Source organism: Azospirillum sp. CT11-132 (genome assembly GCF_047302835.1).
Lineage (GTDB): Bacteria > Pseudomonadota > Alphaproteobacteria > Azospirillales > Azospirillaceae > Azospirillum.
In genome coordinates this window covers 1,193,351-1,209,891 of sequence record NZ_JBGLZA010000003.1, presented here as the reverse complement: position 1 = coordinate 1,209,891, position 16,541 = coordinate 1,193,351, and the positions used below count along the sequence as shown (strand labels likewise).

At 67.0% G+C, this 16,541-nt stretch carries 9 protein-coding genes; 6 read left to right on the top strand and 3 right to left on the bottom strand.

Annotated features, from left to right (window positions below; all coding sequences use genetic code 11):
• Positions 1–30: 30 nt before the first annotated feature.
• Together ACCD06_RS11475 and ACCD06_RS11470 are read left to right on the top strand one after the other, a co-directional pair.
• Positions 31–1,296: an efflux RND transporter periplasmic adaptor subunit gene (locus ACCD06_RS11475; protein WP_136704172.1), complete on the top strand. Its 1,266-nt coding sequence runs from the start codon at positions 31–33 to the stop codon at positions 1,294–1,296.
• Entirely contained in the window at positions 1,293–4,412 is a 3,120-nt protein-coding gene (locus ACCD06_RS11470) for an efflux RND transporter permease subunit (RefSeq protein WP_109073071.1), read from the top strand. Before ACCD06_RS11475 ends, ACCD06_RS11470 begins: the two co-directional genes overlap by 4 nt.
• Positions 4,413–4,681: 269 nt before the next feature.
• Here the strand turns inward: ACCD06_RS11470 and ACCD06_RS11465 are convergent, their stop codons facing one another.
• The gene (locus tag ACCD06_RS11465; RefSeq protein ID WP_109073072.1) at positions 4,682–5,146 is read right to left on the bottom strand and encodes a hypothetical protein; all 465 of its coding nucleotides are present in this window, start codon (positions 5,144–5,146) and stop codon (positions 4,682–4,684) included.
• A 391-nt stretch (positions 5,147–5,537) separates the two neighbouring features.
• Between ACCD06_RS11465 and ACCD06_RS11460 the strand changes: the two genes are divergently transcribed.
• The 4 genes from ACCD06_RS11460 to ACCD06_RS11445 all read left to right on the top strand — a co-directional run bounded on the left by ACCD06_RS11460 (position 5,538) and on the right by ACCD06_RS11445 (position 11,222).
• Positions 5,538–7,400, top strand: coding sequence for a PAS-domain containing protein (locus ACCD06_RS11460; RefSeq protein ID WP_413340732.1), 1,863 nt, complete (start codon positions 5,538–5,540; stop codon positions 7,398–7,400).
• A 169-nt stretch (positions 7,401–7,569) separates the two neighbouring features.
• The gene (locus tag ACCD06_RS11455) at positions 7,570–7,782 is read left to right on the top strand and encodes a hypothetical protein (RefSeq protein ID WP_413340730.1); all 213 of its coding nucleotides are present in this window, start codon (positions 7,570–7,572) and stop codon (positions 7,780–7,782) included.
• A gap of 180 nt (positions 7,783–7,962) precedes the next feature.
• Positions 7,963–10,014: an ELWxxDGT repeat protein gene (locus tag ACCD06_RS11450; protein ID WP_413340728.1), complete on the top strand. Its 2,052-nt coding sequence runs from the start codon at positions 7,963–7,965 to the stop codon at positions 10,012–10,014.
• 263 nt (positions 10,015–10,277) lie between these two features.
• A complete protein-coding gene (locus ACCD06_RS11445) occupies positions 10,278–11,222 on the top strand; it encodes an IS110 family transposase (RefSeq protein WP_413339775.1) in 945 nt (314 codons plus the stop codon).
• Positions 11,223–11,408: 186 nt separating this feature from the next.
• Here ACCD06_RS11445 and ACCD06_RS11440 read toward each other — a convergent pair whose 3' ends face one another.
• Both ACCD06_RS11440 and ACCD06_RS11435 read right to left on the bottom strand, forming a co-directional pair.
• Positions 11,409–14,912: an indolepyruvate ferredoxin oxidoreductase family protein gene (locus tag ACCD06_RS11440; protein WP_413340726.1), complete on the bottom strand. Its 3,504-nt coding sequence runs from the start codon at positions 14,910–14,912 to the stop codon at positions 11,409–11,411.
• Positions 14,913–15,170: 258 nt separating this feature from the next.
• A complete protein-coding gene (locus ACCD06_RS11435) occupies positions 15,171–16,238 on the bottom strand; it encodes a response regulator (RefSeq protein ID WP_413340724.1) in 1,068 nt (355 codons plus the stop codon).
• Positions 16,239–16,541: the final 303 nt, after the last annotated feature.

Below are 16,541 nucleotides of genomic sequence, written 5' to 3'. Positions count from 1 at the left end.
CCCCGGCTCCGGCGTCTGGAGTCCTCGCCTATGAGACGGTTTTTCCTGGTCCTGCTTGTTGCCGCACTGATCGGCGGCGGCGGGTACTATTGGTATGCGTCCCACACTGGCGGGGCGGGCAGCGGGACCACGGCGGGTGGGGCGGCGAATGGGGCGAAGACCCAGGCGCAGGCATCCGCCCGCACCGTGCCGGTGGTGACCCAGAAGGTGGCGGTGCAGGCGGTGCCGGAGCAGATCGTCACCATCGGCAGCGTCCAGCCCATCGCCGCCATCGCCATCAAGGCCCGCGTCGACAGCGTCGTGGAGACCGTTGCCTTCACCGAGGGGCAGGAGGTGAAGGCCGGCGACATTCTGTTCACGCTCGACAGCCGCTCGCTCGACGCTCAGCTGCGTCAGGCCCAGGCCAATCTGGAACGCGACCGCGCCAATCTGGACAAGGCCAAGGGCGACGTGAAGCGCTATGGGGAGCTGGTGCGCACCAGCGCCATTTCCCGCACCACCTATGACGCCGCCGTCGCCACCGCCGATGCGCTGGAAGGCACGGTGAAGGCCGACCTCGCGGCGATCGAGGCGGCGAAGGTGGCGCTCAGCTTCACCCGCATCACCGCGCCGATGGACGGCCGTACCGGCACCATCACCGCCAAGGTCGGCACCATGGTGCGCGCCGCCGACGCCAACCCGCTGGTCACCCTGACCCAGCTTCGTCCGATCAACGTCGCCTTCAACGTTCCGGAAAAGCACCTCCCGGCGATCCGCGCCGCGATGGCCGCCGGCTCGCTTGCCGTGACTGCCAGCATCGCCGGCAGTCACGGCGAGACGGCGCAGGGCAAGCTGTCCTTCGTCGACAGCCAGGTCGACCAGCAGACCGGCACCATCCTGGTGAAGGGCGAGTTTCCGAACGCCGACACCCGGCTGTGGCCGGGCCAGTTCGTCGACACCGTCCTAACCCTGCGGGTCGAGCAGAACGCGCTGACCATCCCCGATCTGGCGGTGCAGACCGGCCAGAAGGGCCGCTTCGTCTATGTCGTCAAGCCCGACGAGACGGTGGAGGTCCGCCCGGTCACCGTCGAGCGCAGCCATGGCGGCCTCAGCGTCGTCGCCTCCGGCCTGCAGGCCGGGGAGCGGGTGGTGGTCGACGGCCAGTCGCGCCTGTTCCCCGGCGCCAAGATCAGCGAACGCGCCGGCAAGCCGGCCGCACCCCCCTCCGGTGAGACGGCCGAAGGCGGCCGGCGGCAGGGCTCCGCCGTTGAGGAGACCGCCGGCACCCGGACGCAGACCACCGGGGGGGCGACGTGAACCTTTCCGAACTCTGCATCCGCCGTCCGGTGATGACCATTCTCCTGACGGCGGCGCTGGTGCTGAGCGGTCTGGCGGCCTACCGCCAGCTGCCCACTGCGGCGCTGCCGCGGGTGGATTTCCCGGTCATCAGCGTCAGCGCCAGCCTGCCCGGTGCCTCGCCGGAGACGATGGCGGCGTCGATCGCCAGCCCGCTGGAGCGCGAGTTCTCCACCATCGCCGGCATCGACACCATCACGTCGAACAGCACGCTCGGCAACACCAGCATCACCATCCAATTCGTGCTGGAACGCGACATCGACGCGGCGGCGGCCGACGTGCAGGCGGCCCTTGCCCGCACCCAGCGCCGGCTGCCGGCGGAGATGACGACGCCGCCCAGCTACCGCAAGGTCAACCCGGCCGACCAGCCGATCCTGTTCCTGTCGCTGAACTCGCCGACCCTGCCGCTGGCACGCCTGAACGACATCGCCGAGACGCTGATCCAGCCAAAGGTCGCGACCCTGCCGGGCGTGGCCCAGGTGCAGATCTACGGCTCGCAGAAATACGCCGTTCGGATTCAGGTCAACCCCAACGCCCTGGCTTTGCGCGGCATCGGTATCGACGAGTTGCAGAAGGCGCTGGCCGCCGCCAATGCCAACACCCCCGTCGGCACCCTGACAGGCCAGCAGCAGCAGCTGGTGATCGCCGCCAACCCGCAGCTTCCCGACGCCGACGCCTTCCGCCAGTTGATCGTCGCCTATCGCAACAACGCCCCCGTGCGGCTGGGCGACGTGGCGAAGGTGCTGGACAGTGTGGAGAACGACCGCACCGCCAGCTGGCTGAACGGCACCCGCAGCATCATGCTGGCGGTCCAGCGCCAGCCCGACGCCAACACGGTCGACGTGGTGGACCGCGTGCGCGAGCTGGTCCCGGTCTTCCAGACCCAGCTTCCGGCCGCCGCCGCCATCCAGGTGGTCAACGACCGCTCGCAGTCGATCCGTCAGGCGGTGGAGGACGTGCAGTTCACCCTGGGCCTGACCATCGTGCTGGTCGTTCTGGTGATCTTCCTGTTCCTGCGCCGGCTGTCGGCGACGCTGATCCCGGCACTGGCCGTGCCGATCTCGCTGATCGCGACGGCGGGCGGCATGCATCTGCTGGGATTTTCCGTCGACAACATCTCGCTGATGGCGCTGACCCTGGCGGTCGGCCTCGTGGTGGACGACGCCATCGTGATGATGGAGAACATCGTCCGCTATGTCGAAGAGGGGATGAAGCCGTTCGAGGCCGCGATCAAGGGCTCCCGCGAGATCGGCTTCACCATCCTGTCGATCACCCTGTCGCTGGTCGCCGTCTTCATCCCGATCCTGCTGATGGGCGGCGTGGTCGGGCGTCTGTTCCACGAGTTCGCCCTGGTCGTCACCATGTCGATCGCCGCGTCGGCCTTCGTGTCGCTGACGCTGACGCCGATGATGTGCTCGCGCTTCCTCACCCACGCCCATGACCAGAAGGAAGGGTGGTTCGGCCGCACGCTGGAGGCGGGCTTCTCCGCCCTGCTGAACGGCTATGGACGGACCCTGCGCTGGACCCTGCGCCACCGGCCGCTGATGGGGCTGGTGATGATCGGCACCATCATCGGTACCGGACTGCTCTATCAGGCGATCCCCAAGGGTTTTTTCCCGACCGAGGACATCGGCCAGATCTTCGTGACGACGGAGGCGCGGGCCGACATCGCCTTCCCGTCGATGGCGGAACGGCAGCAGCAGGTCGCCGCCATCGTCAAGGCCAACCCGGCGGTGGTCGACGTCATCTCCTCCGTCGGGACCGGCGGCAACACCGGCAATCAGGGCCGCATGTTCATCACCCTGAAGCCGCGCGACGAGCGTCCGTCGGCGACCGAGGTGATCCAGCAGCTTCGCCGTCAGGTCGCCGGCATCCCCGGCATGGCGGTCTACATGCAGCCGGTGCAGAACCTGCGCATCGGCGGCCGTGCATCCAAGAGCCTCTATCAGTACACCATCCAGGGCCTGGACCTGGACGAGCTGTACCAATGGTCCGGCCGGCTGGAGCAGGCGCTGCGCGGCATCCCCATCCTGCAGGACGTCACCAGCGACCTTCAGCTCAACAACCCCCAGGCCTATGTCCACATCGACCGCGAGAAGGCGGCGACGCTGGGCATCGGCGTCGATCAGGTGCGCTCGACCCTCTACAGCGCCTTCGGCCAGCGGCAGGTCTCGACCATCTACACCCCCAGCAACGACTATCAGGTGCTGATCGAACTGGAGCCGAAATACCAGGGCGACGACAGTTCGCTGTCGCGCATCTATGTCCGTTCCACCACCAGCGGCAAGCTGGTGCCGCTCGACGCCTTCGCGCGGGTGGAGCGCACGGCCGGTCCGCTGGCGGTGGCCCACCAGGGGCAGCTTCCCGCCGTCACCCTGTCCTTCAACTTGGCGCCCGGCGCCTCGCTCGGGCAGGCGGTCGACCTGATCCGCGGGGCGGAGCGCGAGATGGGGCTGCCCGCCACCATCACCACCGGCTTCGCCGGCACCGCCCAGGTGTTCCAGGACGCCCAGGCGGGGCAGGCCCTGTTGCTGGCGGCGGCGGTGCTGGTGATCTACATCGTGCTGGGCGTGCTGTACGAGAGCTTCATCCACCCGCTGACCATCCTGTCCGGCCTGCCCTCGGCGGCCATCGGCGCGCTGGCGACGCTGATTCTGTTCGACACCGAACTCAGCGTCATCGCCATCATCGGCATCCTGATGCTGATCGGCATCGTGAAGAAGAATGCGATCATGATGATCGACTTCGCGGTGGAGGCGCGGCGCAACGGCATGGCGGCGCGCGACGCCATCGAGCAGGCCTGCCTGCTGCGCTTCCGCCCGATCATGATGACCACCATGGCGGCGATCATGGGCACCCTGCCCATCGCTATCGCCCACGGCGCCGCCGCCGAACTGCGCCAGCCGCTGGGTCTCGCCGTGGTCGGCGGGCTGTGCGTGTCGCAGGTGCTGACGCTTTACATCACGCCGTCGCTTTACCTCTACATGGAGGATTTCGGCCACTTCGTCGGCAACCTGTTCCGCAGCCGGAAGGCAGACCTGCCCCACGGCCCGATGCCGGCCAGCGGGGACGATTGAGGGGGGAGACTGTGTTTCCCTCTCCCTCGGTGGGAGAGATCAACTTTCACATCTCGGCCACATCTCGGCGTCGTGTGAAGCATTGGAAGAAAATTACTTTATTGGCCGTCTTTCCCGCGAAGGCGGGAATCCAGACTTTGGAAGCACCTGCGCAGGAGACTCTGGATCCCCGCCTTCGCGGGGGATGACGCGAAGTTCCCTTGCTTCCAGAGACTTAGCTATGTCTGGAAGTGTATGAATGCCATAGCCGGGGGCAACCGTCCGGAACCTTACACCGCGATCTGCGTGACCATCGGCGTGTTCACCCCGGCATCGGCGCGGCGGTAGGCGTCGATGGCCTCCGACCAGGGTTCGATGGTCAGGCCGCTGCCCATGGCTTCCTGATGGATGCTTTGCGCGACATAGCCGGCATTGGGAAGAGCGTTCAGCGGCACCGGCCCGCCATTGACCGGTCCGGCGTTCTCATCCGCACCGCCGATGGCAAATCCGCCGGCCGAACCGGCCGACGATTTCGCCCGTGTCGCCGTCGAGTCGGCATCGGCGCGCCCGCTGCTCTGCAGGGCGTCGCCGGTCGCCTCGGTGCCGTCCTTGCCGCGCTTGCGTTCCTCTTCGCCCGGGATGCGGCGGATTGGTTGCACCGCCGCGGCGTCGCTCGCCAGCATCTGACGCAGCTTCGCGAGGCCCGCGTTGGGCGACGTGCCGGTCGGTGCGGGAAGGGCGGCCAGTCCGGACAAGGGGCGGTTACCTCAAAACAGCCGATGGAACACGGGAGAAGCGCAGCAGCGCCGACGCAGTATTGCTCATCCGGCGATCTTGCACAAACCACCTGCGATTCGAAACAGGGTAGTGTGGCAAAGGTTCCGAAATACTTAAAATGCCTCACAAATGTCTCCGTATTGCGACTCCATGGCGCAGAGGAGAACTCGGCAGGAGGGAATGGGGCTGTTACAGTAGCCCGTTCGATAGCGGACCAGCGAAACGACGGATGGCACCCAGACCTTGCCGGCCCAGATTCCCGACCTTCCCCAGAGTCCTGAATATCTGGCGACCCGTCCTCTTCCGGGTGACGGACCTGGGCCGGAGCCCGCAACCGGCGACGATCTCGCCGTGTTGGCTTTGGAGCAGATGGACCAAGGCGTGATGCTGGTCGATGCCGACCTGACGGTGCGCGTCATCAACGGCCGGCTTTACGAGATGTTCGAGGTGCCGCGCGGCTACATGCCCGGCGCCGACTATGCCCGCATCGTCCATTACCTCGCCCACCGCGGCGAATACGGTCCCGGCGACCCCGAAGCCATTGCCGCCCACAATCTGGATCGTGCGCGCCGCGGCGATCCGCCCCTGTACGAGCACCGCCGCCCCAATGGCCGGGTGCTGGAGGTGCGGACCCGTCCGACCTCCGGCGGCGGATTCCTCCGCACCTATTCCGACGTGACCGAGCGTCGGCGGGCGGAGGACGAGCTTGCCACCCAGCGCCATCTGCTGCGCCTGACACTGGAGAATATGGGGCAGGGCATCGTCCTGCTCGACCGCGACCTGCACTACATCGCCTGGAACAGCAACGCGCTGGACATCTTGGGCGTTGGCGAGGAGTTGATGCGCGCCAACCCGGCGCTGCCCGACGTGGTGCGGCACCAGATCGCCAACGGCATCGTCGGATTGCCGTCCGGCGCCCCCGATTTCGGCGACGACCTCGACGCCAAGACCGTCTATCTGATGGACCGTATCGGCCGGCCGGAGCGCGAGTTCGTCTATGCCCGGCCCCAGGGCGACGGCCGGTTCATCGAGGTGCGGGTGGTGCCGCTGCCGGACGGCGGGCAGGTGCGGACCTTCACCGACATCACCGACCGCCTGATCGCCGACGAGGCGTTGCGTCAGGGCCGCGAGATCCTGACCGGGGTGATCGATGCCATCCCGGCCCTGATCGACGTGAAGGACCGCGACGGCACGGTGCGCCTGACCAACCGTTACTACCGCGAGACCTACGGCCCCGCCGCCGCTCCGCCGCCCGGCCCCTCCACCGACCGCGCCACCGCTCTCGACCGGCTGGTGGTGGACAGCGGCCAGGGCGTCCCCTTCCACGAGGACCGCGCCCCCGACGGCGATGGCGCGATGCGCGACTGGCTGACCACCAAGATGCCGCTGACCGACGATGACGGCGAGGTCACCCACATCGTTACCGTGGCGCTCGACATCACCGCGAGAAAGCGGGCGGAGGCCGAACTGCGCGACGCCCAGGCCAGCCTGATCCAGGCGGAGAAGCTGTCCTCGCTGGCCCAGCTGGTCGCCGGCGTGGCGCATGAGGTGAACACCCCCATCGGCGTCACCCTGACCGCCATCTCCCATCTGGCGGAGGAGGTCGGCCGCATCCGCACCCTGTTCGAGGAGAACCGCATCCGCCGCAGCGACTTCCGGGACTTCCTGGACATCGCGTGGGAATCGACGCGGATGATCCTGTCGAACGTGGAGCGCGCCACCGGCCTGATCCAGAGTTTCAAGCAGGTCGCCTCCGACCAGGCCAGCGGCGAGCGCCGCGCCTTTGACCTCGCCGCCTATGTCGACGAAGTGCTGCTGAGCCTGCGCCCGCGCCTGCGCCGCACCCGCGTGACGGTGGAACTGGACATTCCCGCCGGCCTGATCGTCGACGGCTATCCCGGCTCCTTCGCGCAGGTGCTGTCGAACCTGATCATCAACGCCCTGGTCCACGCCTTTGACGAGGGCGAGCCTGGCCGCATCCTATTGTCCGCCCGCGAGCAGCCGGCCGGCTGGATCGAAATGCATTACGCCGACGACGGCAAGGGCATTCCCGCCGACATCCGCTCCCGCATCTTCGACCCCTTCTTCACGACCAAGCGCGGCCTGGGCGCCAGCGGCCTGGGCCTCAGCATCTGCGCCAACATCATGACCGGCACCATGCGAGGCAGCATCGCGCTGGAGGACGGCGAGGGAAAGGGAACGCGCTTCGTGCTGCGGTTTCCGGTGGGGTAGGGCAGATGTTGGCGGCGTGCGGAGATGTCCACCTGTGCCGTCAATGCAAATCAACAGGAACTGCCAAACCCTTGCGAATTCGCAATGCCGCCCGATCATTGACTCATTAGACTGTGCTCATATTACCCATCAAAGCCGCGCATCGCGGCACCGGAATGGAGCACATACCATGGCGACCCACACCGACCTGAACGCCCCGATCTATGAGCACTTCAACCCCGGCATCTTCCTGCTAGGGCTGTTGGCTGCGGCGTTGATGCTGCTGATCCTGCCGATCGGCTTCATCTTCCACCTGAGCATCATCCTCTACGCCGCCCTTCTCGGCACCGCGCTGTTCTTCGTCGCAATTTGGAAGATGACCGCCGGATCCAAGCGGACCTGATCCACGCGGACTGGACAGGTTCAAACTTCAAGAAAGCGAGAGGTACTCAGCGCGTGAGCGTTTCTTCCCGGCCGGATGCGGCGGCCGGTGCAATTGGAGATTGCCCGACGCGCACTACCTCCGGTCCAGCAATCATCGGACATTGGCCATGCTTCGGCAACCCACAAGGAAGGCATGGTCATGGGAGGGGTATCTGCAAGTGAAAATGGCCTCTCACCGTCCGGACGGACCCTGACGGGAGGAAGCGGCCGCGACCTGCTGTTCGGCGGGGCAGGTGACGACACAATCACCGGCAACGGTGGCAACGACTACATGGAGGGCGGAGCGGGCCGCGACCGCTTCGTCCTCAGTCCCGGCGATGGTTGGGACTGCATCGGTGATTTCCGGGCCGGACGCGGCGGCGACGTGCTGGACCTCGGCAACTGGAAGGTGACCGGCGGACTTTCCAAACTCCTTGCCTCGTCCCACCAGGACAGCGATGGCCTCGTCCTTGAGTTCAGCGCGACTGATTCGGTCAAGCTGATGGGCGTAACCGCCGGTATGCTGACCGCCGACAATGTGCTGTTTGCCGACGTCGCCGGGCGGCAGATCGCGGGCGGTGCCGCGCGTGACCTGCTGTTCGGCGGCGCGGGTGACGACACCATCACCGGCAATGGCGGCAACGACTACATGAAAGGCGGCGCCGGCCGCGACCGCTTCGTCCTCAATCCCGGCGATGGTTGGGACTGCATCGGCGACTTCAAAGCCGGAAGCGGCGGCGACGTGCTGGACCTGCGCGGCTGGACCGGCATTGGCGGTTTAGAGAAGCTGCTGGCCGGAGCGCACCAGGACGCCGACGGGCTGGTGCTGACCTTCGGGCCGACCGACAGCGTCAAGCTGATGGGCGTCACCCGCAACATGTTGACCGCTGAGAATTTTCTGCTCGGCAGCGATGTGCCGGCCAAGGCAACCGCCGTGTTCGTGGCCAGCGACGCGCAGCATGGCAGTGAGCTGTGGGGAAGCGACGGCACCAACGCTTTCCTGCTGCGCGACATTGCCTCCGGTACCGCCGACTCCGGCATCATCGGGCCGGTGAGCGCCGGCGGACGAGTCTTCTTCTCCGCCGATGACGGCGTCCATGGCCGCGAGCTGTGGGTGAGTGATGGCACGACGGCCGGTACCCGCATGGTGTCCGACATCGTGGTGGGCAGCGGCGGATCGAACCCGCTGGCGATGACCGCCTTCGGCGACCGTGTGCTGTTCCAGGCGGATGACGGCGTGCACGGCACCGAGCTGTGGGTGAGTGACGGCACGGCGGCCGGCACCCATCTGCTGAAGGACATCTATGCAGGTCCGACACGCTCCAACCCCGGCGACTTCACCCAACTCGGCGACAACGTCTATTTCTCCGCCGAAGATGCGGAACATGGCGCCGCCCTGTGGAAGACCGACGGGACGACGGCCGGCACGGTGATGGTCAAGGACTTCCTGCCAGGGAACCAGGACCCGCCGGTGATGGTGATCATCCAGCCGTCACACCTGACCGCGGCGGGCGACCGGCTGTATCTGACCGCCTGGGACGGCACCGACGGCTTCACCCAGCTATGGGTAACGGACGGGACGGAGACAGGAACGACCAAGCTGCGCGGCGACCTGACCGACCTGCCGCAGTTCGGCCTCGACCTCGACATCGGGGCGGTCGGCAAGCAGCTTTACTTCAACGACGACGTCAATCTCTGGACCAGTGACGGGACGGTGGCAGGAACCCGGGAGGTCCGGCACAATTACCCCGACATCTACGCCAGGCCTCAGCAATTCACTGCCGCCGGCGATACGATGTACTACGTCAATTACGATCCCCATACCGGTTACGAAGTAATGGCGACCGACGACAGTGGTTCGGAAGGGAGGTTCCTTGGCGACCTCAATCCCGGACCGAACAGCAGCCGGCCGTTCGACCTCACCGCCGTCGGCGATACGATGTTTTTCGCCGCGGATGACGGCACCACCACCACGCTGTGGCAGAGCGGCGGCCACAGCTGGGACACCCGCAAGGTCGTCGATGCCGGCGGTGACGATATCTGGTCCTCCGTCACCAACCTCAGTGCGGTGGGCGGCGACCTCTATTTCAGCGCCAAGGACCAGTCGCAGGTCGACGCCATGTTCCGCCTCGACACCGGCAGCGGCGAAGTAACCCGGCTTGCCGGCTCCTACGGGCTGCCCCTGGGCGGGCCGACCGTAGTGGCGGTGTAGAAGCTTCCGGAGCAGTGCCGCAAAAGAAGGCGCCCTCCCCAGCATCACCGGGGAGGGCGCCTTTGCTTCAAATCACCTTGTGTCGTGGGAAAGTCCTAAATTGATGCCCAGACGGCCCCCCATTGGCGGGCCGTCTGGGCTGACCGACCCCGCAATCACCTTGGCGGACAGGCCGTGACTGAGCTCGGAGGCGGTCAGCCCTTCCTTGAAGTCCGAACGGTTGCTTGGGCTCGAGCCCGCACCACAAGGAAGGAACAGCAAGGATGTCCACCATCGAGATGGCCGCTGGTATTGACTGCGGCAAGCGCTTTTTGGATGTGGCGGTTTCCGCCACCGGTGACACGATCCAAGTCGCCAACACGCCTTCTGGGCATCAGGAACTGGCGGCGTGGTTGGCTCATCGAGGGATCACGGATGTCGGCATCGAGGCCAGCGGCGGCTACGAGCGGCCGGTCCGTGATGCGTTGCGCGCGGCGAGCTTGTCGGTGCGGGTGTTTGATCCGGCACGCGTGCGTTTTTATGCAAAAGCCATGGGGCGGCGGGCCAAGAACGATACCATCGACGCCGCCCTGATCGCGGCCTTCACCGCCTCCGGGGCTGCGTCGACCGCCACGCCGGTGGATCCGACCCGCGAGGAATTGGCCGGCTTGGTAAAGGCGCGTCGTCTGCTCGTCGACAAGCGAGGCGATCTGCGCCGCGCCTTGATCTCCGCTCCGGCAGCAGCCAAAGCGGCGCTGGAAGAGGCCATTGACGCTTTGACCGAGGCGCTGACCACGCTGGAAGCCGCGATCGAGCGCACGCTCGCCACCGTGCCGGTGATGGCTGAAACCGTGGCTGCGCTCCAGACTGCTCCCGGGGTCGGACCGGTGGTGGCGATCGGCCTCGCCGCTTTGCTCCCGGAACTGGGCCACACGACCGGTCGGAAGGTCGCCGCCCTGGTCGGCGTTGCGCCCTTCGATCATGACAGCGGGCAAGCGCATGGCCGCCGTCGTATCGGTGGCGGCCGCCCCGATGTTCGGCGAATCCTCTACATGGCCGCCGCCGTCGCAGCCCTCCATACCACCGGCGTGATCGCCGACCACTATGCCCAACTGACCAAGCGCGGAAAGCCGCCGAAGTTGGCTCTCGTCGCCTGCATGCACAAGCTGATCGTCCGCCTCAACGCTATGCTCGCAAAGGGACGGACCTGGGAGATCAAAACCGCCTGACGATGCCGGCGGTCGGCGCTCGCCGCCGACCCCATGCCAAACCCAATGAACCGGGTGCGCGGACGGGTCAAGGCCGCAGCCGCCCGAAGGGCGGGCGCGCGTCCGCGCGAGCCTTGACGCGGAGCACATCCGGTTCAAGCACGTTTCGTCATTAAGACGGTTGCTCACTGAACCACCCGAACCGCCTCACTCCGCCGCCAGCGGCTGCGGCGCGGCGACCGGGGCGCGGAACGTCTCCAGCAGCTTGGCTTCCTTCGCCTTCGCCGCCGCAACGTTGCGGGCCTTCACCGGGCCATAGCCACGCATCTCCATCGGCAGCGAGGCGATCTCCACCGCCAGGGCCAGCTTCTCGCGGGTCAGGCCGTTCAGCAGCTCGCCCACCACCGCCTCGTAATCGGCGATCAGCTGGCGTTCCTGGCGGCGCTCGGCGGTGCGGCCGAACGGATCCAGCCGGGTGCCGCGCAGGCGCTTGCCCTTGGCCAGCAGGCGCAGGGCGTGCAGCATCCACGGGCCGAAGGTCTTCTTCTTCGGCTCGCCGCCCTCCTCGTCGGTCTCGCCCATCACCGGCGGAGCCATGTGGAAGGTCAGCTTCCAGTCGCCTTCGAACATGCGCTGCACATTCTCGACGAAGCCGCTGTCGGTGTAGAGGCGCGCCACCTCATACTCGTCCTTGTAGGCCATCAGCTTGAAGTGGGCGCGGGCGACCGCCTCGGTCAGAGCGGTGGAGCCGGGGACCTTCTGCTGCTCCGTCCGGCGAGTCCAGTCGATCAGCGCGTGATAGCGGGCGGCATAGGCGGCGTCCTGGTAATCGACCAGGAAGCGGTGACGGCGGTCGATCACCTCCTCCAGGCTGCCGGACTGGCGGCGCTGGTCGAGCAGCAGCGACGGGGCAACCTGCACCGGCTCCTGCGGCTTCGCGGCGGCCTCAACCGACGCCAGATCGACGGCGGCGCGGCGGCCCCACTGGAAGGCGTCGAGGTTCAGCTTCACCGACACGCCGTTCAGTTCGATCGCCTTCAGGATCGATTCCTCGGTCAGCGGGATCAGCCCCTTCTGCCACGCATAGCCCATCAGGAACGGGTTGGCGTAGATGCTGTCGCCCAACAGCGCGGTGGCCAGCTTCGTCGCGTCGAAGGCATCGACATTGGCGTCGCCGCCGCAGGCCTTGCGGATGTCGCCGACCAGATCGCGCACCGGGATCACCATGTCCGGCTTCTTGATGAAGTCCGCGGTGATGCTGTCATGGGTGTTGATGACGGCGCGGGTGCGGCCGGCGGTCATCTTCGACAGGCCGTCGCCCGCCGCCGCGACGATCAGGTCGCAGCCCAGCACCGCATCGGCCCCGCCGGCGGCGATACGGACGGAGTGGATGTCCTCCGGTGTGTTGGCGATGCGGATGTGGCTGGTCACCGCGCCGCCCTTCTGGGCGAGGCCTGTCATGTCGAGCACGCCGACACCCTTGCCCTCGATGTGGGCCGCCATGCCCAGCAGCGCGCCGATGGTGACGACGCCGGTGCCGCCGACGCCGGTGACGTACAGGCTCCAGGTCTTGTCGAAGGCCGGGATGGCGGGGGTGGGCAGGGGGGTGGCGTCGGCCGACTTCGCGGCGGCCGGCTTCGGCTTGCGCAACTGCCCGCCTTCCACCGTCACGAAGCTGGGGCAGAAGCCCTTGGTGCAGGAATAGTCCTTGTTGCAGCTGGACTGGTCGATCTGGCGCTTGCGGCCGAACTCGGTCTCCTGCGGGATCACCGACACGCAGGACGACTTGGCGGAGCAGTCGCCGCAGCCTTCGCAGACCAGCTCGTTGATGACCACGCGCTTGGCCGGATCGACCATCTTGCCGCGCTTGCGGCGGCGGCGCTTCTCGGTGGCGCAGGTCTGGTCATAGATCAGGACGCTGACGCCGGGGACCTCGCGCATTTCCTTCTGCACGCGGTCGAGGTCGTCGCGATGCTCGACGTTGGCGTATTGCGGCAGGCCGCTGTTGATCCCGTACTTCTCCGGCTCGTCGGAAACGACGGTGATGCGCTGGACGCCCTCGGCCCGCAGGACGTTGGCGATCGACTGCACGGTCAGCGTGCCGTCGAAGGGCTGGCCGCCGGTCATGGCGACCGCGTCGTTGAACAGGATCTTGTAGGTGATGTTCACCTTGGCGGCGATGGCCTGACGGATCGCCAGGATGCCGGAGTGGAAATAGGTGCCGTCGCCCAGATTGGCGAAGATGTGCTTTTCGTCGGTGAAGGCGGCCTGACCGACCCACGGCACGCCTTCGCCGCCCATCTGGGTGAAGGTGTCGGTGGAGCGGTCCAGCCACGTCGCCATGTAATGGCAACCGATGCCGCCCAGCGCCCGGCTGCCTTCCGGCACGACGGTGGAGGTGTTATGCGGGCAGCCGGAGCAGAAGGTCGGCTTGCGCACCACGCGGGCGACATGGGCCTTCTGCTTCTCCTGCGCGTCGAGGAAGGCGATGCGGCGGACGAGGTTCTCGTTGTCGATGAAGCGCTGCAGGCGGCGGCCGATCACCACGGCGATCTGGGCGGGCGTCAGCTCGCCGGCGCTCGGCAGGATCCACTCGCCCTCCTCGTCGAACTTGCCGACCACCTTCGGGCGGACGTCGGGGTTCCAGTTGTAGAGCTGTTCCTTAAGCTGGTTCTCGATGACCGCGCGCTTCTCCTCGACGACGACGATCTCTTCCAGACCCTCGGCGAAATGGCGCACGCCGTCACGCTCCAGCGGCCAGGGCATGCCGACCTTGTAGACGGTGATGCCCCAATCGGCGGCCATCTCTTCGGTGATGCCCAACTCGTCAAAGGCCTGACGGACGTCGAGATAGCTCTTGCCGGTGGTGACGATACCGAACCGTGGACGCGGGCTTTCCATCACCACGCGGTCCAGCTTGTTGGCACGCGCGAACGCCAGGGCGGCGTACAGCTTGTGCTTCATCAGCCGGTATTCCTGCTCCAGCGGCGGGTCGGGCCAGCGGATGTTCAGGCCGCCCGGCGGCATCGCGAAGTCGGTGGGGATGACGGGGGACACGCGGTGCGGGTCGATGTAGACCGACGCCGAGGTGTCCACCGTCTCCGCGATCGTCTTCATGGCGATCCAGCAGCCGGAAAAGCGGCTCATCTGCCAGCCGATCAGGCCGTAATCCAGGATCTCCTGCACCCCCGAAGGGTTCAGCACCGGGATCATGGCGTGCATGTAGGCGTGTTCGGACTGGTGCGGGAAGGTGGAGGATTTGCAGTTGTGGTCGTCGCCGGTCAGCACCAGCACGCCGCCATTCTTCGACGTACCCGCCGCGTTGGCATGCTTGAACACGTCGCCGGAGCGGTCGACGCCGGGGCCCTTGCCGTACCACATGGCGAAGACGCCGTCATACTTGGCGCCCTTGAACATGCCGACCTGCTGGCTGCCCCAGACGGCGGTGGCGCCCAGCTCCTCGTTCACGCCGGGCTGGAACTGGATGTGGTTCTTTTCCAGGAACTTGCGGGCGTTCCACAGATTCTGGTCGAAACCGCCCAACGGCGAGCCGCGATAGCCGGAAATGAAGCAGCCGGTGTTCAGCCCGGCGGCGAGATCGCGCTGGCGCTGCATCATCGGCAGGCGCACCAGCGCCTGGGTGCCGGTGAGGTACACACGCCCCTCTTCGAGCGCGTACTTGTCTTCGAGCGAGACAGTTGCGAGCGCCATTCTTCATTTCCTCCCATCGGTCGGCAGCCTGGCAAACTCCGGTGCGGAGTGCTGGGACGCCGATTTGTTCGCTGGGCAAAAAGGTAATGAAGGCTGTCTTATATCGCAACGCCTGCGGCCGGCCGGATCGCAAAAAGCAAGGATCGGCCGGCAACCGGCGGTCTTCCGTAACGGAGCGTATGGAATGCCCTTCATTGCGGAAATTCCTGCTCCGCTCCCTTCTCGCCCGGAGCCTGTCCAAGCGATATGGGAACGGACTCAGCGGCCGGTGAGGGGGGATTTGCCCGGAGGGGTCGGGCTGCCGTTCTCCGGCCAGCCACCGAAGTCGGTGTGGCCGCGGGCGGCCAGCGTGCGGACGCTGGCGCGCAGCGTGCGGATCAGGCACAGCGCCACCGCCATCGACTGGGTGCTGCCGTCCGACCCCACCAGCCAGCGCAAGGCTGCGGCATGGGCCTGCAGGGCGTCGATATAGCCTTCGACGTCCGGCTCCACCCAGGTGACGCAGGTGGACAGCGACGCGACGATGGAGGACGCGGCGGAATCGCCGGCGGTGGCGATCTGCAGGTCGGACAGGGAATGGCGCAGCCGGCTGCCGATCGGGTCCGGCCGGTCGATGGCCGCCTCCAGCTTGTCAAGCGCCAGCAGCAGCCGCACCCGCTTCGGATCGTCGCTGCGCATGGTGGCGGCACTGCGGTCCGGCGGCGTCGCAGATGCGGGGACGGCCGCCGGCGGCATGGGAGGCGGCAGTTGCGCCGCGCCGCTGACGACCGGACGCGGAGCCGTCGGCCGGGGGGAGGGCAGGCCGGCGGGGGAGATGCCGCCCTGGTCGACCGGGGGTGCGGAGTCAGGGCGGCTTTCGCTGCGGGGCTCCGCACCACCCGTCGTCCCGCCGGTGGTCGTGCCCCCGGTGGCTGTGCGCGGCGTGCCGTCGCGGCGGTTCAGCACCGCGTCGATGCGCCGGGCCAGCGTGGCGGCCGGCACCGGCTTGGCCAGCACGCTGTCGGCGCCGGCATCCCAGGCGCTGCGCACGGTGGCGAGATCGGCGTTGGCGGTCAGCACGATGATCGGCATGTTGGGCCGCAGGCTGCCCGGCGACTGGCGAATCCACTGGATCAGCTGCGCGCCGCCCACCGGCTCCATCACCCAGTCGGTCACCATCAGGTCGAACACCTCGCGCCGCAGCGCGTCCTTGGCCTCCTGCCCGTTGGCGACCGCGGTGATCTGGCCGACACCCCAAAGCCCCAGCATGTCCTTCAACGCCCGCTGCAGCAGCGGATTGTCGTCGACAATCAGGATCTTGACGGGGGAGGCGGGGCGCTTCGTCATGGAGTGGTTCCGATGATGCGGCTGTGTCTGTCCCCATATCCGCCTCGCCCCGCTCCTTTTCATGGGAAGGGGACGGGTGAGCGACCAATGAGACGCCCGATGCACCGTTGGGTGGGCCGGGTTATCCCCTCCGCCGTTCGAAAGGGTAGCCGGCCTGCGGCACCACCCCTTTCGATGCGCAGCCATGGACGCGGCGCATATCAGAAGATCCTGATGGCAGTGGACGCGCCGTCGGCGCGATCCTATGATTCCCACCATTCTCCTATGGGAAAGGGCGATGCGATGGACGGCGGTTGCGGTGGC